Annotated in this window: 20 protein-coding genes; 9 read left to right on the forward strand and 11 right to left on the reverse strand. The window is 68.8% G+C overall.

Annotation, left to right across the window (positions count from 1 at the left end; translation table 11 throughout):
- Positions 1–4 precede the first annotated feature (4 nt).
- From ABE438_RS02020 to ABE438_RS02040, 5 genes are all read right to left on the reverse strand, one after another.
- A complete protein-coding gene (locus ABE438_RS02020) occupies positions 5–451 on the reverse strand; it encodes a secondary thiamine-phosphate synthase enzyme YjbQ (RefSeq protein ID WP_346501031.1) in 447 nt (148 codons plus the stop codon).
- On the reverse strand, positions 448–675 hold the full coding sequence (locus ABE438_RS02025; RefSeq protein ID WP_346500689.1) for a hypothetical protein: 228 nt from the start codon (positions 673–675) through the stop codon (positions 448–450). The genes ABE438_RS02020 and ABE438_RS02025 overlap by 4 nt, the downstream gene beginning before the upstream one ends.
- Before the next feature lie 207 nt (positions 676–882).
- Entirely contained in the window at positions 883–2,895 is a 2,013-nt protein-coding gene (gene rpoD, locus ABE438_RS02030; protein ID WP_346500690.1) for an RNA polymerase sigma factor RpoD, read from the reverse strand.
- 192 nt (positions 2,896–3,087) lie between these two features.
- Positions 3,088–4,992 (reverse strand): DNA primase, encoded by a 1,905-nt coding sequence (dnaG, locus tag ABE438_RS02035; protein WP_346500692.1) that lies wholly within the window; start codon positions 4,990–4,992, stop codon positions 3,088–3,090.
- Between the two features lie 165 nt (positions 4,993–5,157).
- Positions 5,158–5,619 (reverse strand): GatB/YqeY domain-containing protein, encoded by a 462-nt coding sequence (locus tag ABE438_RS02040; protein ID WP_346500694.1) that lies wholly within the window; start codon positions 5,617–5,619, stop codon positions 5,158–5,160.
- 151 nt (positions 5,620–5,770) lie between these two features.
- Here ABE438_RS02040 and carA point away from each other — a divergent pair, with 151 nt between their 5' ends.
- A complete protein-coding gene (carA, locus tag ABE438_RS02045; RefSeq protein ID WP_346500696.1) occupies positions 5,771–6,982 on the forward strand; it encodes a glutamine-hydrolyzing carbamoyl-phosphate synthase small subunit in 1,212 nt (403 codons plus the stop codon).
- Between the two features lie 224 nt (positions 6,983–7,206).
- Positions 7,207–8,007, forward strand: a complete 801-nt coding sequence (locus ABE438_RS02050; RefSeq protein ID WP_346500698.1) for a prephenate dehydrogenase — start codon at positions 7,207–7,209, stop codon at positions 8,005–8,007.
- Between the two features lie 6 nt (positions 8,008–8,013).
- On the opposite strand, the gene mbfA is transcribed toward ABE438_RS02050, so the two are convergent.
- Positions 8,014–9,003, reverse strand: a complete 990-nt coding sequence (gene mbfA / locus ABE438_RS02055) for an iron exporter MbfA (protein WP_346500700.1) — start codon at positions 9,001–9,003, stop codon at positions 8,014–8,016.
- A gap of 231 nt (positions 9,004–9,234) precedes the next feature.
- Between mbfA and ABE438_RS02060 the strand changes: the two genes are divergently transcribed.
- Positions 9,235–9,948 (forward strand): class I SAM-dependent methyltransferase, encoded by a 714-nt coding sequence (locus tag ABE438_RS02060; RefSeq protein WP_346500702.1) that lies wholly within the window; start codon positions 9,235–9,237, stop codon positions 9,946–9,948.
- A 15-nt stretch (positions 9,949–9,963) separates the two neighbouring features.
- Here the strand turns inward: ABE438_RS02060 and ABE438_RS02065 are convergent, their stop codons facing one another.
- Genes ABE438_RS02065 through zigA form a run of 3 tightly spaced genes read right to left on the reverse strand, consistent with a single transcriptional unit; the run spans position 9,964 to position 12,987 of the window.
- Positions 9,964–10,368 carry a GtrA family protein gene (locus ABE438_RS02065; RefSeq protein WP_346500703.1) on the reverse strand — a complete coding sequence of 135 codons (405 nt, stop codon included), beginning with the start codon at positions 10,366–10,368 and terminating at the stop codon, positions 9,964–9,966.
- Positions 10,369–10,415: 47 nt separating this feature from the next.
- Positions 10,416–11,729, reverse strand: a complete 1,314-nt coding sequence (locus tag ABE438_RS02070; RefSeq protein WP_346500705.1) for a hypothetical protein — start codon at positions 11,727–11,729, stop codon at positions 10,416–10,418.
- A gap of 43 nt (positions 11,730–11,772) precedes the next feature.
- On the reverse strand, positions 11,773–12,987 hold the full coding sequence (zigA, locus tag ABE438_RS02075; RefSeq protein ID WP_346500707.1) for a zinc metallochaperone GTPase ZigA: 1,215 nt from the start codon (positions 12,985–12,987) through the stop codon (positions 11,773–11,775).
- A gap of 260 nt (positions 12,988–13,247) precedes the next feature.
- Between zigA and carB the strand changes: the two genes are divergently transcribed.
- The gene (gene carB, locus ABE438_RS02080; protein ID WP_346500708.1) at positions 13,248–16,577 is read left to right on the forward strand and encodes a carbamoyl-phosphate synthase large subunit; all 3,330 of its coding nucleotides are present in this window, start codon (positions 13,248–13,250) and stop codon (positions 16,575–16,577) included.
- Positions 16,578–16,677: 100 nt separating this feature from the next.
- Positions 16,678–17,151, forward strand: coding sequence for a transcription elongation factor GreA (gene greA, locus ABE438_RS02085; RefSeq protein WP_346500710.1), 474 nt, complete (start codon positions 16,678–16,680; stop codon positions 17,149–17,151).
- Positions 17,152–17,221: 70 nt separating this feature from the next.
- On the opposite strand, the gene ABE438_RS02090 is transcribed toward greA, so the two are convergent.
- Positions 17,222–17,836: a MarC family protein gene (locus ABE438_RS02090; RefSeq protein ID WP_346500712.1), complete on the reverse strand. Its 615-nt coding sequence runs from the start codon at positions 17,834–17,836 to the stop codon at positions 17,222–17,224.
- Positions 17,837–17,966: 130 nt separating this feature from the next.
- Between ABE438_RS02090 and ABE438_RS02095 the strand changes: the two genes are divergently transcribed.
- Positions 17,967–18,449 carry a hypothetical protein gene (locus ABE438_RS02095; RefSeq protein WP_346500714.1) on the forward strand — a complete coding sequence of 161 codons (483 nt, stop codon included), beginning with the start codon at positions 17,967–17,969 and terminating at the stop codon, positions 18,447–18,449.
- A 19-nt stretch (positions 18,450–18,468) separates the two neighbouring features.
- On the opposite strand, the gene ABE438_RS02100 is transcribed toward ABE438_RS02095, so the two are convergent.
- On the reverse strand, positions 18,469–18,930 hold the full coding sequence (locus ABE438_RS02100) for an Lrp/AsnC family transcriptional regulator (protein WP_346500716.1): 462 nt from the start codon (positions 18,928–18,930) through the stop codon (positions 18,469–18,471).
- A gap of 123 nt (positions 18,931–19,053) precedes the next feature.
- Between ABE438_RS02100 and ABE438_RS02105 the strand changes: the two genes are divergently transcribed.
- From ABE438_RS02105 to ABE438_RS02115, 3 genes are all read left to right on the forward strand, one after another.
- Positions 19,054–20,040 (forward strand): mitochondrial fission ELM1 family protein, encoded by a 987-nt coding sequence (locus ABE438_RS02105; RefSeq protein WP_346500717.1) that lies wholly within the window; start codon positions 19,054–19,056, stop codon positions 20,038–20,040.
- A 52-nt stretch (positions 20,041–20,092) separates the two neighbouring features.
- A complete protein-coding gene (trxB, locus tag ABE438_RS02110; protein ID WP_346500719.1) occupies positions 20,093–21,058 on the forward strand; it encodes a thioredoxin-disulfide reductase in 966 nt (321 codons plus the stop codon).
- A 143-nt stretch (positions 21,059–21,201) separates the two neighbouring features.
- Positions 21,202–22,092 (forward strand): LysR family transcriptional regulator, encoded by an 891-nt coding sequence (locus ABE438_RS02115; protein WP_346500721.1) that lies wholly within the window; start codon positions 21,202–21,204, stop codon positions 22,090–22,092.
- Positions 22,093–22,230 lie beyond the last annotated feature (138 nt).

Raw genomic sequence — 22,230 nt, forward strand, 5'->3', positions numbered from 1 at the left:
CAGCTCACGCCGCGAGATGCAGCACGATCTCGCGGCGGTGCGGCCTGTCCCGGTGCTCGAACAGATAGAGCCCCTGCCAGGTGCCCAGCGCCAGGCGCCCATCCATGACCGGCACCGAGAGCGAGACCGGCAGCAGCGCCGCCTTGATATGGGCCGGCATGTCGTCCGGCCCCTCGGCGCGATGGACGAGATAGTCCATCCGCGGATCATCGGCATGCGGCACGAGGCGGCGGAAGAAAGCCGCCAGGTCGCGCTGCACATCCGGATCGGCATTCTCCTGGATCAGCAGCGAACAGGAGGTATGGCGAACGAAGAGGGTGAGCAGGCCGGCCTTGAGGCCCGCCTGCCTTGCGAAGGCGGCGGCGCGATCGGTGAATTCGTAGAGACCGGGCCCACGCGTCTCGAGGCACAGGATCGTCTGTGCCGGCGCTTTACCGGAAGCCCCGCTCAGGAGCCCAGACCTTCCAGAAGCCCGCCGAGCACGGCCAGCACGCTCTCGCCGATCGTGGCGGCGGCCGCCTCGACGCCGTGAGCCGCGGCGCTGACCGCCTCGACCGCGCCGAGGCCGAGCGTGTCGCCGCCGGCGGCAAGCGTGTCGAAGGAGGAGCCGGACTGCCGCTTCGCCTCCTCTGCGAGCTGCGTGGGGACGGCTGCGGTGTCGATGAGACCAGTCATGCGGGTTCTCCGGTTCGATGCGCTGAGTCTGCCGGCAATTCGAGCGGAAACAAGGCTGCGCCGGGCAAGGCTGCGGGCGCGGTTAACAGGGTCTCGGCGTGACATCCGGCGCCGAGACGTCGGCATCCAACCCGTCGAACGCTTGGTCCGCAAACGAAAAAGGGCGGCTCGCGCCGCCCTTGTCTCGAACCACCGTGTGACCGGCGATCAATTGTCGAGGAAGCTCCGCAGCTTCCGGCTCCGCGACGGATGCTTGAGCTTGCGCAGCGCCTTCGCCTCGATCTGGCGGATACGCTCGCGCGTCACCGAGAACTGCTGGCCGACCTCCTCGAGCGTGTGGTCGGTGTTCATGCCGATGCCGAAGCGCATGCGCAGCACGCGCTCCTCGCGCGGGGTGAGCGAGGCGAGCACCCGGGTGGTCGTCTCCCTCAGATTGGACTGGATCGCCGCGTCGATCGGCAGGATCGCGTTCTTGTCCTCGATGAAGTCCCCGAGATGGCTGTCTTCCTCGTCGCCGATCGGCGTCTCGAGGGAAATCGGCTCCTTGGCGATCTTCAGGACCTTGCGGACCTTCTCCAGCGGCATGGCCAGCTTCTCGGCCAGCTCCTCCGGGGTCGGCTCGCGGCCGATCTCGTGCAGCATCTGGCGCGAGGTGCGGACGATCTTGTTGATCGTCTCGATCATGTGCACCGGGATGCGGATCGTGCGGGCCTGGTCGGCGATCGAGCGGGTGATCGCCTGTCGGATCCACCAGGTGGCATAGGTCGAGAACTTGTAGCCGCGGCGGTACTCGAACTTGTCGACCGCCTTCATCAGGCCGATATTCCCCTCCTGGATCAGGTCCAGGAACTGCAGGCCGCGGTTCGTGTACTTCTTGGCGATCGAGATCACGAGACGCAGGTTCGCCTCGATCATCTCCTTCTTCGCCTGCCTGGCCTCGCGCTCGCCCTTCTGGACCATCAGCACGATCTTGCGGAACTCCTGGATCTCGAGCCCGGTCTCGGAGGCCATCGTATGGATGTCCTCGCGCAGCTCCTTGATCCGGTCCTTCTCCTGCGCGACGAACTCCTTCCAGCCGCGCGAGCCCAATTTGGAGACGCGCAGCAGCCATTTCGGGTCGAGCTCGCCGCCGATGTGCTGCTTGAGGAAATCCTCGCGCGCCACGCCATAGCTCTCCGCCAGGCGCAGCAGGCGGGTCTCGTGCGAGATCAGGCGCTTGTTGATGTCGTAGAGCTGCTCGACCAGCGCCTCGATGCGGTTGTTGTTGAGCGAGAGCGACTTCACCGCGGTGATGATGTCGTCCTTCAGCTTCTTGTACTTGCGGTCCTGCGACGGCGTGAGCTTGGCGTTCTCCAGCCGGTTGGCGATGTCCTGGTCCTGCAGGCGGCGCAGCTTGGTGTAGTTCGAGTGGATCGAGTCGAACGTCTCGAGCACGCGCGGCTTGAGCTCGGCCTCCATGGCCGAGAGCGACACGTTGTTCTCCATGTCGTCGTCGTCGATGTCGGACGCGGCGCCCTCGGCCGGGCTCTCGCCCTCCTCGGAGGCCTCTTCGCCCTCGCCTTCGCCCGCGACCTGGTCGGGATTCTTCCCGTCCGGCCCGGCATAGGTCGCCTCGAGGTCGATGATGTCGCGCAGGAGGACCTTGCCCTCCATCAGCTCCTCGCGCCAGATGATGATCGCCTGGAAGGTCAGCGGGCTCTCGCAGAGCCCCGCGATCATCGCCTCGCGGCCGGCCTCGATGCGCTTGGCGATCGCGATCTCGCCCTCGCGCGACAGCAGCTCGACCGAGCCCATCTCGCGCAGGTACATGCGCACGGGGTCGTCGGTGCGCTCGGTCGGCTCGAGATTGCGCTTGACCTCGACCGGCAGCGCCGAGCGCGAGGCCTCGACCAGATCGCCGCCCTCGACCTCGTCTTCCTCGCCTTCCTTGCCGCGCGCCGCCCGCTCCTCGCCGGCGGCCTCCGGGTCCTCGTTGTCGACGACGTTGATGCCCTGCTCGCTGAGCTGGCCGAGCACGTCCTCGATCTGCTCCGAGGTGAATTCCTCGGAGGGCAGGACCTCGTTCAACTCGTCATAGGTGACATAGCCTCGCTTCTTCGCGAGCTTGATCATCCGCCGTACGGCCTGATCCGTGAGATCGAGGAGAGGACCGTCCGCGCTCGGGGGGGCTTCCGGCGAAGCCGGTTCGGACTTGTCCCGCTCGCTCACTTTGGTGGCCATCAATCAATGCTCCGCCATCTCGAGCCCCGGGACACCGCTGGGCGGTATCCCGACGCATAAAAGGGCGCGGCGACCGTCGCCGATCGCGCACCCAACCGATTCGTCCAAACCAGATAGCGACGCTCGTGTTGACGAACCGTTCACTATCGCGATTTCCCTGCGCCGCCGGTCGGGCCGGTCTCGCGCCGCCTGTCAGTCCTCGGCGCTGGCCTCGGTCCCCTCGATCGTCTCGAGGCGGGCCTTGACGTCCTTCATCCAGGCGAAATTGGCTTCCGTCGCGTCTTCGGCCAACGCGCGCTCGGCTGCCTTCAACTCGCTATGTAGCGTGCGCGCCCGATGATGCAAGACGAGAGCCTGTCGAATTGACTCGAAAACGGATTCAGGATCAGCGGCTTGGCCCAGCATGGCCCGTTCCGCGGCGCCCGTCACGGCCATCAGCGCGGCGCGCGCCTCCGCAACCCTGGTCTGCTCCAGACGCAGGCCGAACGCCTCGGCGTCGAAGGCCCCGTCGATCGCCGCATCCAGCAGCGCCTGGCGGAAGCGTTCCGCCGCCGGCCCGTCGAGCGCGAGCTCGGCGATCTCGTCGACGCAGCGCATCAGCAGGCTGGGATGGCTCGCCAGCGCCAGGAGGATGAAGGCTTCGCGCGGGTTTTCGCCGCGCTTCTGCAGGAAGAGCGGCGAGCGCGAGAGCTGCGGGCTGGCGCGCAGCGGCCCGACCGGGCGCGCGCCGAAGCCGCCGGGCGCCCCGCCGCCGCGCCCCGGCTTGCCGCCCTCGCGATAGCCGCCGCCGCGGCGCCCGCGCGCCTCGGCCCGTTCGCCCTGCGCCGGGCCGGCGAAGAGCCGCTCCAGCCGCTCGTCGATCTCGCGACGGTAATGGCGCCGCGTCGCTTCGTCGCGGATCTGTGACAGCGGTTCCTTCAGCCGGCGCTCGAAGGCCGCGCGCCGTTCCGGCGTGTCGAGCTGTGCGGCCTCGAACTCGCGGGCCCAGAGCATGTCGACCAGCGGCCGCGCCGCGGCCAGGACCTCGGCGACCGCGGCCTGCCCGCCGGCGCGGGCGAGATCGTCCGGGTCCTGCCCCTCGGGCAGCAGCGCGAAGGCGAGCGACCGGCCGGGTTCGAGCAGTGGCAAGGCGAGGTCAATGGCGCGGCCGGCCGCCTTGCGCCCGGCCTTGTCGCCATCGAGGCAGATCACCGGCTCCTCGGCCATGCGCCAGAGCAGGCCGATCTGGTCCTCGGTCAGCGCGGTGCCGAGCGGCGCCACCACCTGCGGGAAGCCGGCCATCGTCATGGCGATGACGTCGACATAGCCCTCGACCACGATCACCTGGCCGCGGTCATGCGCGGCCTTGCGGGCGTTGTGGTGGTTGAACAGCAGCGCGCCCTTGTGGAAGAGCGGCGTTTCCGGGGAGTTGAGATACTTGGCCGAGACCTCGGCGCTCATCGCCCGCCCGCCGAAGGCGACGACGCGGCCGCGCACATCGTGGATCGGAAACATGATGCGGTCGCGGAAGCGGTCATAGGGCACGGCGATCTCCTCGCCGTGGACCAGAAGCCCGGTCTCCATCATCGCGTCAGCGCCGACGCCCTTCCCGGCGAGATGGTCGCGCAGGGCATAGCGATCCGGCGGGGCGTAGCCGATCCGGAACAGCTCGCGCGCCTTGCCCTCCAGCCCGCGCCCGGCGAGATAGCGCCGTGCCGGCCCGCCGCGCTCCGCCTGCAGCTCCGCCTCGAAGAAGCGGGCGGCGAGCTCGACCACCTCGTGCAGGCCCTTGCGGCGCTCCTCCTGCGCATGCGCCTCGGGCGAGACCTTCGGCAGGATGACGCCGGCCTCGGCGGCGAGCTTCTCCACGGCCTCGGGGAAGGAAAGCCCCTCGGTCTCCATCACGAACTTGAAGATGTCGCCGTTCTTGCCCGAGGAGAAATCGAAGAAGGAGGCCTTCTGGTCGTTGACGAAGAAGGAGGGCGTCTTCTCGGCGTTGAAGGGCGAGAGCCCCTTCCATTCGCGCCCCGCCTTCTGCAGCCGCACGCGCTTGCCCACGACCGCCGAGACCGGCAGCCGCGCCTTGATCTCCTCGAGGATGGAGGGCGGGAACTTCATGGCTCTCGGTCAGACGTTCGCACGGCCGCGCGTCGACCTGCGGCAGGAACTGGGCGGGCCGATTATCGAGCCGCCGGCGGAAAGCTGCAACGGCCCGCCGATCTCGACGGGCCGCGACCGGGCCTTGGCCGCCGGCCCTGGGGCCGGCGCCGCGATCGAGGCGGCTCAGCCGCCGAGCAGTTGCTTCACCAGCGGCGAGACCTTGGCGAAGTCCATGCGGCCGGCATAGGCGCCGCGCAGCGCGCCGATCACCTTGCCCATGTCCTTGACGGAGGCGGCGCCGGTCTCGGCGATGACCTCCTCGATCGCCGCCTTGATCTCGGCATCCTCCATCTGCTGCGGCAGGTAGGCGGAGATCACGGCGACCTCGTCGCGCTCGCCGGCGGCGAGCTCCTCGCGGCCATTGGCCTCGTAGATCGCGATCGATTCCTGGCGCTGCTTGATCATCTTCTGCAGCAGGGCGAGAATCTCGTCGGCCGTCGCCTCGCCCTTGCCGGCGCCGCGCGCCTCGATGTCCTTGTCCTTCAGCGCCGCCTGGATCAGGCGGATCGCGGCGACCTTGCCCTTTTCGCCCGCCTTCATCGCGGTCTTGAGGTCGGCGGTGAACTGCTCGCGCAGACTGGTCATGGGCAAGGGACCTTCTTCAGTACCAAACTGTCTTCGTTCATTGACGGGGCGCGGGCGGCTCATTAAGGCTCGCGCTCCAGACCGGCGGCGCCAGACGGCGTGACGCCATCACGATTGCCGCGCCTGGCCGGCAGCTGGACGAGACATAGACATGACCGCTCACGAAGGAAACCCCGCCCCCCAAGGCTGGAGCGAACCGCGCGCGACCGCCCTGCTCGTCCTCGCCGACGGCACGGTGCTCGAGGGCTTCGGCATCGGCGCCATCGCCGAGGCGCCCGGCGAGGTCTGCTTCAACACCGCGATGACCGGCTATCAGGAGATCCTCACCGATCCCTCCTATGCCGGCCAGATCGTCACATTCACCTTCCCCCATGTCGGCAATGTCGGCGTCAACGAGGAAGACACCGAGACGGTCAACGCCGCCGCCTCCTCGGGCGTGCGCGGCGTCGTCGTCCACGCGGCGGTGACCGAGCCCTCGAACTGGCGCGCCGCGCGCCATTTCGACGCCTGGCTCAAGGCCCGCAACATCGTCGGCATCGGCGGGATCGACACCCGCGCCCTGACCACACTGATCCGCGAGAAGGGCATGCCCAACGCGGTGATCGCCCATGATCCCAAGGGCATGTTCGACGTCGAGCGCCTGAAGCGCGAAGCAGCCGCCCTGCCCGACATGGCCGGCCTCGATCTCGTGCCGCTCGTCGCCGCCACCCAGCGCTACGACTGGAGCGAGACCCCGTGGCAGTGGCCGCAGGGCTACGGCAAGCGCGAGACCGCGGCGCATCGCGTCGTCGCGATCGACTACGGCGTGAAGCGCAACATCCTGCGCCTGCTCGCCAAGGCCGGCTGCGACATCCAGGTCGTGCCCGCCACCGCCAGCGTCAAGGACATCATCGACCTCGCCCCCGACGGCATCTTCCTGTCCAACGGCCCGGGCGACCCGGCCGCGACCGGCGAATACGCCGTGCCGGTTATCCGCGAGCTGCTCGACCGCAAGATTCCGACCTTCGGGATCTGCCTGGGCCATCAGATGCTGGCGCTCGCCATCGGCGGCCGCACCATGAAGATGAAGCAGGGCCATCACGGCGCGAACCATCCGGTGCAGGACAAGACCACCGGCAAGGTCGAGATCGTCTCGATGAACCACGGCTTCGCCGTCGATCCGCAGAGCCTGCCCGAGAACGCCACCGAGACCCATGTCTCGCTGTTCGACGGCTCGAACTGCGGCATTGCGCTGACCGACCGCCCGGCCTTCAGCGTGCAGCACCATCCCGAGGCCTCGCCCGGCCCGCAGGACAGCCACTACCTGTTCAACCGTTTCATCGCGCTGATCGAGACGGACAAGGCCGCCAAGAGCGCGGCCTGAGAACCGCGTTTGCCGAGGCGGGCCCCGCGGCCCGCCCCGGCGGCCGCGTTGACATCGGCCCTGGCGCGCGCTCTAAGCGCGCCATGACCACCTCCTGCCTGTTCGCCCGCAGCTATTACGCCCCGTCCTCATAGAGGCGGTGGCATTCTCATGTCTCAACCGCCGCGCTGGCGGTTGAACACAGGCAGTCATCCGGCATCGCGGCCCCTTCGAGGAAGAACGCGATGTCCCTTTCCCAAAAACCTGCTCTCGGCCTGATGGGCTTCGGCGCCTTCGGCCGCCTCGTCGCCCGCCATCTCCAGCCGCATCTGCCGGTGCTGGCCTTCGATCCGGCGACGACGATCGCGGCCGATCCCTCGGGCCATGGCCTGCATCCCGCCACGCCCGCAGAGGTCGCCGCCTGCGCCTTCGTCGTCCTCGCCGTGCCGGTCGCGGCGCTGCCGGAGGCGATCGCGCTGCTCGCGCCGCAGCTGAAGCCCGGTACGGTGGTGCTCGACGTCGGCTCGGTGAAGACCGGGCCGGTCGCGGCGATGCAGGCCGCCCTGCCCGCCTGCGTCGAGATCGTCGCCACCCATCCGCTGTTCGGGCCGAACAGTGCCTGCGAAGGCATCGCCGGCCTCTCCATCGCGCTATGCCCGGTGCGCGGCACGCGGCACCGGCGCATCGCGGCCTTCCTGCGCAAGGTGCTCGGCCTCCGGGTCATCCTCACCACGCCGGACGCCCATGACCGCGAGGCGGCCGTCGTCCAGGGGCTGACGCATCTGATCGCGCGCATCCTCACCCGCATGGAGCCGCTGCCGACGCGGATGACGACCGCCAGCTTCTCGCTGCTGATGCGGGCGACCGACATGGTGCGCGACGACAGCGCCGGGGTCTTCCTGGCGATCGAGCGCGCCAACCCGCATGCACGCCAGGTCCGCGACCGCTTCTTCGCGCTGGCGCAGGAGATCCGCGACCATCTCGACGGCGAAACGCCCGCGCCGGCCGCGGAGGAAGGCTCCTGTCGCGTGCCGGCGGCCGGGTGAGCCGCGTCAGGCCCCGCCGATCAGGATACCGGCCATCAGCACCAGCACGCCGCCGAGGATGACCTGGATCATCGCGCGGCCGACCGGCGTCTCCATGAAGCGGTGCTGAATCCAGACGATGGCCCAGAGCTCGACGAAGACGACGCAGAGCGCGATCGCCGTGGCGGTCCAGAAATGCGGGATCAGATAGGGCAGCGCGTGGCCGAGCCCGCCGAGCGTGGTCATCACGCCCGACGCCAGCCCGCGCTTCCAGGGCGAGCCGCGCCCGGAGAGCTTGCCGTCGTCATGGGCGGCCTCGGTGAAGCCCATCGAGATGCCGGCGCCGACCGAGGCCGACAGGCCGATCAGGAAGGTCGTCCACGGGTTCTGCGTGGCGAAGGCGGTGGCGAAGATCGGCGCCAGCGTCGAGACCGAGCCGTCCATCAGCCCGGCGAGCCCGGGCTGGACCCAGGTCAGCAGGAAGCTGCGCTTGGCATGCTCGGTCTCGTCCTGCCCGGCGGCGCCATGGCTCAGCGTCTCGGCGAGCGCCTGCGCCCGGCGCTCGTGCCGGCTCTCGGCCTGGGCTAGATCGCCGAGCAGCCGGCGGATTTCGGCATCGGTGCAGCGCCCCGCCGCCTCCTGGTAGAAGCGCGCCGCCTGCCGCTCCATCTCGGTCGCCTCCTCGCGGATGCGCGCCAATGGCAGCGACTTGGTCAGCCAGAGCGGCTTGCGGCTGTAGAAGCCCGCGACATGCTCGCGCCGGATCGGCACCAGCGTCTCGCCGAAACGGCGCACATAGAGGTCGAGCAGGCTGCGGCGATGCCCGTCCTCCTCCTCCGCCATCTGCACGAACATCTGCGAGGACGCCGGGTACTCGGCCCGCAGATTGGCGGCATAGGCGGCGTAGATCCGCGAATCCTCCTCCTCGGACAAAATGGCGAGGGAGAGGATTTCCTGCTGGTCGAGGCTGTCGAAGCGGCGCCGTGCGGGCCGGAACAGCGAGGTCAAGGCGGCCATGGCGGCGCTCCCGATGATGATCGGAGTATATTAGAATAATTCTAAACTAATGCAATCCGCGCGAATGCGTCGGCCATGCAGCCCTGCCCTGCGGGCTCGGCCGGGGACCTCGGAGCGTTTCGGCGTTTACGCCGATCGCCGCCGCCCGCCCCCGGTTCCGCGCCGGCCGAAAACAGGCTAGGGCTTGCCCGTCCCGGGCGCCCTTCGGTGCCGGCAGCGAACGGAACCCCGATGTCCTGGCGCGACTTCTGGAACGGCGAGCACGCGATCTACGTCTCCGACCGGCACAAGCACCTGCATTACCGCCGCATCGCGCAGGACATCGCCGCCGCGGTGCCTGGTCGGGACGCCGCCGTGCTCGACCATGGCTGCGGCGAGGCGCTCAGTGCCGATCTCGTCGCCGCGGCCTGCGGCCGGCTGATCCTGTGCGAGGCCGCGCCGACCGTGCGCGACCGGCTGCGCGCCCGCTTCGCGACGCTTTCCAACCTCTCGGTGGTCTCGCCGGAGGAGGTCGCGGCCCTGCCCGACGCCTCGCTCGACGTCGTCGTCGCCAACTCGCTGATCCAGTATCTCTCAACCGACGAGTTCAACCAGTGCCTGGCGCTCTGGCGCGACAAGCTGAAGCCCGGCGGCGAGCTGATCCTCGCCGACGTGATCCCGCCCGATCTCTCGGCCCTGACCGATGCGGGCGAACTGCTCGGCTTCGCCTGGCGCGGCGGCTTCCTCGTCGCCGCGATCGGCGGGCTGGTCCGCACCGCCTTCTCGGATTACCGCAAGCTACGCGCGCAATACGGGCTGTCGACCTACAGCGCCGTCGCCGTCACCGCCCTGCTCGAGGCGGCCGGCTTCGCGGCGGTGACGCGGCGCCCGAATTTCGGCCACAACCCGCACCGCATGGCCTTCTGGGCCCGCCGTCCGGCCGCCTCGGTGAGCGCGCAGTCCTGAGCCGGACGCGCCCGATCAGCCGCCTTCGCGATCGGCGAAGGAGAAGACCTTGTGGCCGAAGAAGGTGAACACCATCACAATCAGCGTGGTGACGAGCTGCATCGGCAGATAGGGCAGCCCGGCGCGGGTGACGAAGAGGTGCATCAGCAGGCCGGTGAGCAGGAAGCCGCCGAAGGCGATCAGCCCGAAGCGCCAGCTGGCCTGGGCGTGGCTGCGCGTCGCCTCGAAGGTCAGCCGGCGATTGAGAAGATAGGAGACGACGGCGCCGAGCGCGAAGCCGGCGAGCGAGGCCGGCACCGGATCGCTCCCCGCCAGCTCGACCAGCCCGATCAGCAGGGCGTAATGCGCGACCGCCGTCACCCCGCCGGAAAAGGCGTAGGCGATGAGCTGGCGACCGGGACGGGGCAGAGAGTTCAGCATCCGGCAGCCTCTATACGCCGGATGCTGAACGGGAGCCTACAGCGCCCTCAGCCGCCGTCGCTGCCGGCGAGATTGGCCGGCATGCCCTCGACCGGCATGTCGAGCCCCTGCTTCAGCGTGCCGAGCTGGTATTCGCGGATGCGGGCATTGGTCGGGTCGCTGACGAAGGCGCTGGAGCCGACGACGGCGAGCGAGGGCGTCGGCGTGCGCGCGCCGAACTGGCAGTCGAAGGCAGGCACGGCCTCGAAGCGCGCGACCTCCTTCCAGGCGGGCGCGATCTCGTAGACGCGCAGCACCCCGTCCGGCGTCAGGTTTGCGAGGCGCTTGCCGTCGCCGGACAGTTCGAACTGGCAGGCCGACTGGCCGCCCGGCACCGCCTGCACGTCCTCGGCCGTCAGGCTCCTGGCCGCGGGATCGACCCGCAGCAGCGCGTCGTAAGGGGCGGAGCTGCCGTAATTGGCCACCATGTAGCGCGCGTCCTTGCGGGCCTTGATCGCACTGATGCGACGGCCGTCGGGATAGGCGAGCTTGCGCGCCGTGAACGCGGCCTTGCCCTTGCCCCCGGCCTGCGACAGCACCAGCAAGCCGCCGCCCTCGCCCTCGGCACAGCCGAAGACATGGCGCGGCCCGGCGGCCGCATGGCCGTGATAGAGCTTGCAGGAAGCGTCGGGCTTGGCCTGGTCGTTGAAGGAGGCGGTCCGCGAGAAGCCCTTGCGGCCCTGCTCCAGCACCTCGAACCCGTTCGGCCGCGACGAGGCCTTACGATCCTCGCCCTTCACATAGTCCGGGTTCGGCACGGACATCAGCCAGCTCTTCCCGGCCAGCGGCACCACGATGCCGTGCTGCGGGCCGGGGCTCGGCCATTCGGTGAGAGAAGGCTTGGCCTTGGCGAGGTCGTCGATCGCTACCAGGATCGCCTTGGCCGTGCTCTTGCCCTCCCAGGGCCGGATCCCGTCATAGAACACCGCCAGGCGACCATGGCCGGAGACGACATGGCCCGGACGCTCGCCGATCAGGGCGAGGTCTGTCAGGCGTACCGGCCCCTTCTCAACATCCATGTGGTCGCCATGCGATTCGTAAGTCAGGCCGGCGTCGAGGACGCGCACGGTTCCCGCATCGTCACCCGTCTTGATCGCCACGAAGCGGCCGCCCTCGATCGCGGCGAAGCCGGGATTGGCCTTCGGCACGTCGAAGCTATGCGTGACCTCGCCGCTGTCGAGATCGAGCACGCGCACCACCGGCTTCTGGTGGTCGGCGAAGACGAGCCGGCCGCGCGAGACGGCGTGATCATGAGCGGCGGCGGAATAGGCGCCGATGGCGGCGGACAGCAGCAAGGCCGTCCCGAGAACGGGATATCGCATCAGAGGGTCTCCGGTAGACGTGGATGAGGGGCGGCGGCGCGGCTCAGGCGGCCTGCGCGCGCTGCCAGGCGGGGAAGGGATCGGGCAGGTCGCTATATCGCTCGGGGCGGAAGGCCAGCGTCGGCGTCTCGCCGAGCAGGCAGGCGTCGAGCGCCGAGCGAATCGCCGCCTCGTCCATGCCGGAGCCGATGAAGACCAGCTCCTGCCGGCGATCGCCCCAGACCTTGTGCCAGTGCCGGTTCAGGATCGCCTTCCACTCCGGATGGTCCGGCCAGCGCGTGCGCGGCACTGCCGCCCACCAGAAGCCCATCGCCTCGGTGCGGCAGATGCTGCCGGCCAGCGACATCTCGCCGACCCAGTCCGGCCGCGTCGCCAGCCAGAAATGGCCCTTGGCACGGATCAGCCCCGGCCAGGTCCGGGCCAGCAAGTCGCTGAACATCTGCGGATGGAACGGCCGCCGCGCCCGGTAGACGAAGGAGGAGATGCCGTATTCCTCGGTTTCCGGGACATGGTCCTTGAAGCCGTAGAGCTCCTTGTGCCAGAGCGGGTGCGTCTGGGCCTTGTCATGGTCGAACAGCCCGGTATCCAGCACGGAATCGAGCGAAACCCGGCCGAAATCGGTCTCGACGACCCGCGCATCCGGGTTGAGCGCCCGCACGATCAGCCGCGCCTGCTCCAGCCGCTCCGGGCCGGCATCCGCGGCCTTGTTCAGCACCACCACGTCGGCGAACTCGATCTGCTCGACCAGGAGATCGACCAGCGTGCGCTCGTCGCCCTCCCCGGCCGTCTCGCCGCGCTCGCGCAGGAAGTCGCGGGAGCCGTAATCCCTGGTCAGGTTGATCGCGTCGACCACCGTCACCATCGTGTCGAGCCGCGCCAGGTCCGACAGCGAGAAACCCTCCTCGTCGCGGAATTCGAAGGTCGCGGCGACCGGCAGCGGCTCGGCGATGCCGGTGCCCTCGATCAGCAGGTAGTCGAAGCGGCCCTCGCGGGCGAGGCGGGAGACCTCCGCCAGCAGGTCGTCGCGCAAGGTGCAGCAGATGCAGCCATTGCTCATCTCGACCAGCTTCTCGTCGGTACGCGACAGGTTGCTGCCGCCCTCGCGCACCAGGTCGGCGTCGATGTTCACCTCGCTCATGTCGTTGACGATGACCGCGACCTTGCGGCCCTCGCGGTTGTTGAGGACGTGGTTGAGCAGCGTGGTCTTGCCGGCGCCGAGGAAGCCGGAAAGCACTGTAACGGGGAGGCGTTTGTCCATGGCGATCCCTTGCAGGATTAATGTTATGTTGTAACATTTCATACAGAGCAGCCCATGACTCCGCAAGGCCGTGATCCGCCGCCGTCCACCGTCGCCGGCCTGCTGCGCTGTGCAATGCAGGGCGGTCGCGCGCGCTTTCCGCTTCCCCCGGCCGCCCGCGCCGTCTATAGCGAGCGCCTAGCATTCATTCCGGCGCCGCACCCACCCGCTCGCGAGAACGGAGGCGGGTCCGCGCGCGCCACGAGACCAGAGCCGGACCCATGCCCAAGCGCACAGACATCAAGACGATCCTGATCATCGGCGCGGGCCCCATCATCATCGGCCAGGCCTGCGAGTTCGACTATTCCGGCACCCAGGCCTGCAAGACGCTGAAGGCCGAGGGCTACCGCATCGTGCTGGTCAACTCGAACCCGGCGACGATCATGACCGATCCCGAGCTGGCGGACGCGACCTATGTCGAGCCCATCACGCCCGAGGTGGTCGCCAAGATCATCGAGAAGGAGCGCCATGTGCTGCCGGGCGGCTTCGCCCTGCTGCCGACCATGGGCGGCCAGACCGCGCTGAACTGCGCGCTGTCGCTGCAGAAGATGGGCGTTCTGGAGCGCTTCGACGTCGAGATGATCGGCGCCACCGCCGACGCCATCGACAAGGCCGAGGATCGCGAGCGCTTCCGCGAGGCGATGACCAAGATCGGCCTCTCGACCCCGCGCTCGCACCACGTCAAGACACTGGGCGCCGCGCTCGAGGCGCTTGAGGATATCGGCCTGCCGACCATCATCCGCCCCTCCTTCACCATGGGCGGCACGGGCGGCGGCATCGCCTACAACAAGAGCGAGTTCATCGAGATCTGCGAGCGCGGCTTCGACGCCTCGCCGACCAGCGAGATCCTCATCGAGGAGAGCGTGCTGGGCTGGAAGGAATACGAGATGGAGGTCGTCCGCGATAAGGCGGACAACTGCATCATCGTCTGCTCGATCGAGAACTTCGACCCGATGGGCGTCCACACCGGCGATTCGATCACCGTCGCCCCGGCGCTGACGCTGACCGACAAGGAATACCAGATCATGCGCGACGCCTCGCTGGCGGTGCTGCGCGAGATCGGCGTCGAGACCGGCGGCTCCAACGTTCAGTTCGCGGTCGACCCCGCCACGGGGCGGATGATCGTCATCGAGATGAACCCGCGCGTCTCGCGCTCCTCGGCGCTGGCCTCGAAGGCGACCGGCTTCCCGATCGCCAAGGTCGCGGCGCGCCTGGCAGTCGGCTACACGCTCGACGAGATCGAGAACGACATCACCGGCGGCGCGACCCCGGCCTCCTTCGAGCCGACGATCGACTACGTCGTCACCAAGATCCCGCGCTTCGCCTTCGAGAAGTTCCCCGGCTCCGAGCCGACGCTCACCACCGCGATGAAGTCGGTCGGCGAGGCGATGGCGATCGGCCGCACCTTCCAGGAATCGCTGCAGAAGGCGCTGCGTTCGCTGGAGACCGGCCTGGACGGGCTCGACGAGATCGAGATCGACGGCCTCGGGAAGGGGGACGACCGCAACGCCATCAAGGCAGCGATCTCGACCCCGACCCCGGACCGCATCCTGCACGTCGCCCAAGCGATGCGCCTCGGCTTCTCCGACGAGCAGATCCACGAGAGCTGCAAGATCGATCCCTGGTTCCTCGAGCAGATGCGCGGCATCGTCGACACCGAGGCGCGCGTGCGGGCCCACGGCCTGCCGCAGACTCCCGGCGCGCTGCGCCAGGTCAAGGCGATGGGCTTCTCCGACAAGCGCCTCGCCGCGCTCGCCGGCACCGGCGAGGCCGAGGTGCGCAAGCTGCGCCGCTCGCTCGCCGTACGCCCGGTCTACAAGCGCATCGACACCTGCGCCGCCGAGTTCGCCTCGCCGACCGCCTACATGTACTCGACCTACGCCATGCCCTTCGGCGCGACGGCGGCCGACGAGGCCATGCCCTCCGACGCCAAGAAGGTCGTCATCCTCGGCGGCGGGCCGAACCGCATCGGCCAGGGCATCGAGTTCGACTATTGCTGCTGCCACGCCTGCTACGCGCTGCGCGACGCCGGCTACGAGACCATCATGGTCAACTGCAACCCGGAGACGGTGTCGACCGACTACGACACCTCGGACCGGCTTTATTTCGAGCCGCTGACCGCCGAGGACGTGCTCGAGATCCTCGAGACCGAGAAGCAGAACGGCACGCTGCACGGCGTTATCGTGCAGTTCGGCGGCCAGACCCCGCTCAAGCTCGCCAATGCGCTGGAGCAGGCCGGCATCCCGATCCTCGGCACCACGCCCGACGCGATCGACCTCGCCGAGGACCGCGACCGCTTCAAGCGCCTGCTCGACAAGCTCCAGCTCAAGCAGCCGAAGAACGGCATCGCCTATTCGGTGGAGCAGTCGCGCCTGATCGCGGCCGAGCTCGGCCTGCCCTTCGTGGTGCGCCCCTCCTATGTGCTGGGCGGCCGCGCCATGGAGATCATCCGCGACGAGGCGCAGTTCGAGAACTACCTGCTCGGCACCCTGCCCTCGCTGATCCCCTCCGAGGTCAAGGCCAAATACCCGAACGACAAGACCGGCCAGATCAACACGGTGCTCGGCAAGAACCCGCTGCTGTTCGACCGCTATCTGTCGGACGCGATCGAGATCGACGTCGACTGCCTGTCGGACGGCAAGCAGGCCTTCATCGCAGGGATCATGGAGCACATCGAGGAAGCCGGCATCCATTCCGGCGACTCGGCCTGCTCGCTGCCGCCGCGCTCGCTCTCGCCCGAGATGATCGCCGAGCTGGAGCGGCAGACGGTTGCGATGGCGCTGGCGCTCGACGTCGGCGGGCTGATGAACGTCCAGTACGCGATCAAGGACGGCGAGATCTACGTGCTCGAGGTCAACCCGCGCGCCTCGCGTACTGTGCCCTTCGTCGCCAAGGTCGTCGGCAAGCCGATCGCCAAGATCGCCGCCCGCCTGATGGCCGGCGAGAAGCTGGCCGAGTTCGGGCTGAAGCCGGAGCCGCTGAAGCATGTCGGCGTCAAGGAGGCGGTGTTCCCCTTCGCGCGCTTCCCCGGCGTCGACGTGCTGCTCGGGCCGGAGATGCGCTCGACCGGCGAAGTCATCGGCCTCGACCGCAGCTTCTCGATGGCCTTCGCCAAGAGCCAGCTCGGCGCCGGCTCGAAGGTGCCTGTGAAGGGCGCCGTCTTCGTCTCGGTGCGCGACGAGGACAAGCCGCGCATCCTGCCGGCGATGCGCATGCTGGCCGATCTCGGCTTCCAGATTCTCGCGACCGGCGGCACGCTGCGCCTGCTGCAGGATCACGACATCAGCGCGGTCAAGATCAACAAGGTCCTCGAGGGCCGGCCGCATGTCGTCGACGCGATCAAGAACGGCGAAATCCAGCTCGTCTTCAACACGACGGACGGTCCACAGGCGCTTGCGGACTCGCGCTCGCTGCGCCGCGCGGCCCTCTTGCACAAGGTGCCCTATTATACCACCTTGGCCGGAGCGATCGCCGCCGCCGAGGGCATCAAGGCCTATTGCAGCGGCGATCTCGAAGTGCGGTCGCTCCAATCCTATTTCGACGCCGCCTGAAGCGCGACGCCGCGAAATAGACTCATAGACGATCGGAAACGACGACGCCGGCCGCGTACAGCACGGCCGGCGTGATCGCTTCCGGAACTGGGACGAGACGATGGAAAAGGTTCCGATTACGGCCGGCGGCTTCGCCGCTCTTGAAGTCGAGCTGAAGCACCGCCAGCAGGTCGAGCGCCAGCGCATCATCGAGGCGATCTCCGAGGCCCGCGCGCTCGGCGATCTCTCCGAGAACGCCGAGTATCACGCCGCCAAGGAGGCCCAGTCGCTGAACGAGGGCCGCATCATGGAGCTGGAATCGCTGATCGGCCGCGCCGACATCATCGATGTGAGCAAGCTCGGCGGCGACACGATCAAGTTCGGCGCCACCGTCACCCTGATCGACGACGACACCGAGGAAGAGAAGCTCTACCAGATCGTCGGCGAGCCGGAATCCGACGTGAAATCGGGCAAGGTCTCGATCGGCTCGCCGATCGCCCGCGCGCTGATCGGCAAGAAGATCGGCGACTCGGTGCAGGTCAACACGCCCGGTGGCGGCAAGTCCTACGAGGTCCTGAACGTCGTCTTCCGCTGAGCCTCACGCTCCGCACGGTCCTTGAAGGCCCGGTCGCCCTGTGCGGCCGGGCCTTTCGCTTGCCCGCCGTTCACCAGGACTGCACGACCAGGCGCACGCCCTTGACGATGCCGTCGACGGCGACGCTCGCCAGGATCAGGCCCATCACCCGGCTGATCACGCTGGCGCCCGCATTGCCGATCACCGCGATGATCCGCGAGGCGCTGAGCAGCAGGACAAGGGTGATCGCCAGGATGATCAGCACCTGCGTCACCGTCTCCGCCTGCTGCTCGAGGCTGAAGCGGCTGTTGTCAGTCACCGTCATCACAGTGAGCATCGCGCCGGGGCTGGCGATGCTGGGGATGGCGAGCGGATAGACCGCCCGCTCCAGATCGCTGCCGCGCAAGAGCTTCTGGTCCTCCTCCAGCTTCGATTTGCCGAAGATCATCGTCAGTGCGAACAGGAAGAGCACGATATTGCCGGCGATCTCGAAGGAGCCGAGATGGATGTCCATCGCCGTCAGCAGCAACTGCCCGCCGACGATGAAGAAGACCAGCACCAGGAAGGCGACGAGGACGCCGCGCAGCGCGACCCCGCGCGCCGCAGACGCCGTCATCCCGGCGGTGACCGCCAGGAAGACCGGCAAGGTACCGATCGGGTCGATCACGACCCAGAGCTTGACGAATTCGGTGAGCCACCTGTCCATCCGCCCGCCTTACCCCCGGCGCGGCCCGCTGCAAAGCCGTCTTTCGCAGCGGGCGCCGCGTGCCTATCTTTCGGAGACGATCAGGAGAGCGGCGGCACCGGCCCCGCTTCGAATCCGGAGACACCAAGCCATGATCACGCGCCGCAGCCTGCTCCTCGCCCTCTCCGGCGCCGCCATCGGTGCCGCGCTGCCGGCCTTCGCGCGCACCGGCGACTTCGCCGTGGGCGCCATCCGTGTCGACGCCTCGGCGCTCGGCCCGCAGGGCTGGGGCGGCAATGCCGGCCGCATCGCGCAGGCGCTGGAGGCCGAGCTCGCCGGGCGGCTGGCGCCGCTGCGCCGCAGCGGCGCGCCGACCTTGCGCGTCACGGTCGGCAGCCTGCGGCTCGGCAGCGGCGCCGGCGGCATGACCGGCGGCGGTGGCGGCGGCGACGATTCGATCGACAGCATGGTCGAGCTGGTCTCGGGCGGCCGCGTGCTGTTCTCGCGCCGCATCCTGGTCCAGCAGCCGGACAGCAGCGGCGGCGCCTGGTACAACCCCGAGGCCGACAACAACCGCATCGCCAAGCTGATCGAGGACACCGCGCGCTGGACGCAGCGCTATCTCGGCGCCTGAGCGCCGGGACTGCCGTCCGTCAGAGCGGCATGATCGGCTCGTCCTTGACCCGGTCGAGGGCGAGCGCGGTGCGGACATTGCGGACGTTCGGCAGCGCCGTGAGCTCGGCCACGAAGTCCTGGAAGGCCTTCAGGTCGGTCGCGACGCATTTCAGCACGAAGTCGATATCGCCCGACAGCGTCCAGCATTCGCGCACCGTCGGCCATTCGCGGATGCGGGTCTGGAAAGCGACGAGATCGGCTTCCGCCTGGCTGGCCAGGTGCACGAAGGCGAAGCAGACCACCTCCATGCCGAGCTTGCGCTCGTCGAGCTGGGCCCGGTAGCCGCGGATCACCCCCGCTTCTTCGAGCGCGCGCACCCGGCGCAGGCAGGGCGGCGGCGAGATTCCGACGCGGCTGGCGAGTTCGACATTCGTCATCCGCCCGTCGCGCTGCAGTTCGGTGAGAATGCGAAGGTCGATCTCGTCGAGTTTAGAACGCACTAATCCGCCCCGAAAAAGGTTGCGCTGGTGTAGACGCAGCGCCGGCGCGATACAAGGCATGGACCGTGCCGCGGCGGCGCGAAGCCCGCGAAGCCGGGGACGGACGGCCCCGGAGAGGATGACGTGGACCAGCGAGCGGACGATCCGGCGATCTGGGTGCTGACCGACGGCAAGGCCGGCGACGAGGTCCAGTGCCGCGGCGTCGCCGAGCGCCTCGGCGAGCGCGTCGAGATCCGCCGCGTCGCGCCGCGCCGACCCTGGTCCTGGCTGATGCCGCGCGGGCCGATCGATCCGCGCGAGGCGCACGACCGCCCGCGGAGCCCGCTGCGCCCGCCCTTCCCCGACATCGCCATCGCCTCAGGGCGCCGCGCCGTCGCCTATCTGCGTGCGCTGAAGGCCGTCTCCAACGGCCGTGTCTTCACCGTCTTCCTCAAGGATCCGCGTACCGGTACCCAGGCGGCCGACCTGATCTGGGTGCCGCAGCACGACAGGCTGCGCGGCGAGAACGTGCTGGTCTCGGTCACCGCGCCGCACCGGCTCTCGCCGCCGGCGCTGGCTGCCGCCCGCGCCGCGCCGCCGGCCGCGCTCGCGGCTCTCCCGGCTCCCCGCGTCGCCGTTCTGGTCGGTGGCGACAGCCGCCATCACCGCTTCGGCCCGCGCGAGATCGCCGAATTCTGCGACCACCTCGCAGCCCTCGCCGCCACGGGCGTCTCGCTGATGGGCACCGGCTCGCGCCGTACGCCTCCGGCCCTGCGCGAGGCAGTGGCGGGCATCGTGCGCGCCCATGGCGGCTGGTGGTGGGACGGCGACGGGCCCAACCCTTACGTGCCCCTGCTCGCGCTCGCCGACGCGATCGTCGCCACCGCCGATTCCACCAACATGATCGGCGAGGCCGCCGCCACCGGCGCCCCGATCCTGGTCTACGAGCCGCAGGGCGGCCATCGCCGCATCAGCGCCTTCCTGGCGCTGCTGGCGGGGCACGGCGCTGTGCATCGCTTCACGGGCGTGCTTGAAGGGGCGCGCTACGAACCGCTAGATTCGACCGGCATGATCGCCGATGCGGTGCGGGAACGCTGGCTGCGTCACAAGGCTGCGATGGGGCTGGCGTGACGGCGCCGGCCCACCGATATCCCGCAGACGCCGCGTTTGAGGAACAGGACGAATGGCCCATATCCACGCCAAGGTGATGATCATCGGCTCCGGCCCGGCCGGCTACACCGCCGCGATCTATGCCGCCCGCGCCATGCTTGAGCCCGTGCTGATCTCCGGCCTGCAGATGGGCGGCCAGCTCACCATCACCACCGATGTCGAGAACTATCCCGGCTTCGCCGACGTCATCCAGGGCCCCTGGCTGATGGAGCAGATGCGCGCCCAGGCCGAGCACATGGGCACGAAGCTGGTCTCCGACCATGTCGGCCGCGTCGACCTCTCGCAGCGCCCCTTCCGGCTCTGGGGCGATGCCGGCGACACCTATTCCTGCGATTCGCTGATCATCGCGACCGGCGCCCAGGCCAAGTGGCTCGGCCTGCCCTCGGAGCAGGCCTTCCAGGGCTTCGGCGTCTCAGCCTGCGCCACCTGCGACGGCTTCTTCTTCCGCAACAAGGAGGTCGTGGTCGTCGGCGGCGGCAACACCGCGGTCGAGGAGGCGCTCTATCTGGCCAATCTCGCCAGCAAGGTGACGCTGGTCCACCGCCGCGATTCGCTGCGCGCCGAGCGCGTGATGCAGGAGCGCCTGTTCAAGCATCCCAAGATCGCCGTGGTCTGGGACAGCGAGATCGCCGAGATCTGCGGCGCCACCCAGCCGCCGAACGTCACGCATCTGCGCCTGCGCAACCTCAAGACCGGCGCCGAGAGCGAACTGAAGACCGACGGCGTCTTCATCGCCATCGGGCACAAACCGGCGACCGAGCTCTTCGCCGGCCAGCTCGCCATGAACGCCTCGGGCTATCTCACCGTCGAGCCCGGCACGACGCGCACCGATATCGAGGGCGTGTTCGCCGCCGGCGACGTCACCGACGAGCATTACCGCCAGGCGGTGACCGCCGCCGGGCTGGGCTGCATGGCCGCGCTCGACGCCGAGCGCTGGCTGATGGCGCAGCAGCTCGCCACCCGTGAAGCCGCGGAATGAGGCAACCGGGACACATCAGCGATTTTGATCGGTGACAGCACGCGTTTTGAGCAGCTGGAATCCCGGATCCCGGCTCAGCAGCCGTTGACCTGACGCGTTTCCCCTTCCATCATGCGCTGAACGCATAACACGGGGGGAACGCGGTGGATTGGGACCGCATCCGCATCTTCTACACGGTTGCTGAATCCGGGAGCTTCACCAAGGCTGGAGACAGCCTCGGCCTGAGCCAGTCGGCGGTCAGCCGGCAGATCGGCGCACTCGAGCGCGAGCTGCGCGCACCGCTGTTTCACCGCCACACCCGCGGCCTGATTCTCACCGAACAGGGCGAGCTGTTATGGCGCGCCGCGCGCGAGATGACGCAGCGGCTCGAACGCACCCGCGCCCAGCTCTCGGAGACGCGCGAGCACCCCTCGGGCGAGCTGAAGGTCACCGCGACGCGCGGCTTGGGCGGCCATTGGCTGACGCCGCGCCTCGCGGAGTTCCTCGACCTCTATCCCGACATCAAGGTCCAGCTGATCCTCACCGACGAGGAGCTCGACCTGTCGATGCGCGAGGCCGACATCGCCATCCGCCTGCGCCAGCCGCAGCAGCCCGACCTGATCCAGCGCCGGCTTTTCACCGTGCACTTCCACGTCTATGGCTCGCCGGCCTACATCAAGCGCTTCGGCGAGCCGAAGAGCTATGAGGACCTGGACAATCACCGCCTGCTCTCCTTCGGCGGCACCTCGCCCTCCTATCTCACCGCGGTGCACTGGCTCGGCTCGCTCGGGCGCGACCAGCGCAATCCCCGGCCGATCCATCTCGAGGTCAACAACATCACGGCGATGAAGCGCGCGGTCGATTCGGGCGCCGGCATCGCCGTGCTGCCGGATTATCTCATCGAGACGGGCTCGCCGCTCGTGCAGCTGATGCGCGAGACTGAGATGCCGCAGCTCGAGAGCTATCTGGTCTATCCCGAGGAGATGAAGTCGGTGGCGCGCGTGCAGGTCTTCCGCGACTTCCTGATCCAGAAGGCGCAGCGCTGGACCTACTGAACGGGCGGCTCCGGCCGCCCTTGCGACGGCATCCGGCCAGCGCGCCGGATGCTGCGGCGCGAGATGAGTCCTCCCGGGCCGGCCACACCGCCGTTTACGGCCCGATCCGCCGGCGAACATCTGGCGCGTGGCGCACGA

This window comes from Allobosea sp. TWI1241, assembly GCF_039673065.1.
GTDB lineage: Bacteria > Pseudomonadota > Alphaproteobacteria > Rhizobiales > Beijerinckiaceae > Allobosea.

Coding starts and splice junctions, on each gene's coding strand:
- dnaG (WP_346500692.1), bottom strand. CDS start 4,992: ATGAAGTTCCCGCCCTCCATCCTCGAGGAGATCAAGGCGCGGCTGCCG.
- carB (WP_346500708.1), top strand. CDS start 13,248: ATGCCCAAGCGCACAGACATCAAGACGATCCTGATCATCGGCGCGGGC.
- ABE438_RS02090 (WP_346500712.1), bottom strand. CDS start 17,836: ATGGACAGGTGGCTCACCGAATTCGTCAAGCTCTGGGTCGTGATCGAC.
- greA (WP_346500710.1), top strand. CDS start 16,678: ATGGAAAAGGTTCCGATTACGGCCGGCGGCTTCGCCGCTCTTGAAGTC.
- mbfA (WP_346500700.1), bottom strand. CDS start 9,003: ATGGCCGCCTTGACCTCGCTGTTCCGGCCCGCACGGCGCCGCTTCGAC.
- carA (WP_346500696.1), top strand. CDS start 5,771: ATGACCGCTCACGAAGGAAACCCCGCCCCCCAAGGCTGGAGCGAACCG.
- ABE438_RS02065 (WP_346500703.1), bottom strand. CDS start 10,368: ATGCTGAACTCTCTGCCCCGTCCCGGTCGCCAGCTCATCGCCTACGCC.
- ABE438_RS02025 (WP_346500689.1), bottom strand. CDS start 675: ATGACTGGTCTCATCGACACCGCAGCCGTCCCCACGCAGCTCGCAGAG.
- rpoD (WP_346500690.1), bottom strand. CDS start 2,895: ATGGCCACCAAAGTGAGCGAGCGGGACAAGTCCGAACCGGCTTCGCCG.
- trxB (WP_346500719.1), top strand. CDS start 20,093: ATGGCCCATATCCACGCCAAGGTGATGATCATCGGCTCCGGCCCGGCC.
- ABE438_RS02070 (WP_346500705.1), bottom strand. CDS start 11,729: ATGCGATATCCCGTTCTCGGGACGGCCTTGCTGCTGTCCGCCGCCATC.
- ABE438_RS02040 (WP_346500694.1), bottom strand. CDS start 5,619: ATGACCAGTCTGCGCGAGCAGTTCACCGCCGACCTCAAGACCGCGATG.
- zigA (WP_346500707.1), bottom strand. CDS start 12,987: ATGGACAAACGCCTCCCCGTTACAGTGCTTTCCGGCTTCCTCGGCGCC.
- ABE438_RS02050 (WP_346500698.1), top strand. CDS start 7,207: ATGTCCCTTTCCCAAAAACCTGCTCTCGGCCTGATGGGCTTCGGCGCC.
- ABE438_RS02060 (WP_346500702.1), top strand. CDS start 9,235: ATGTCCTGGCGCGACTTCTGGAACGGCGAGCACGCGATCTACGTCTCC.
- ABE438_RS02095 (WP_346500714.1), top strand. CDS start 17,967: ATGATCACGCGCCGCAGCCTGCTCCTCGCCCTCTCCGGCGCCGCCATC.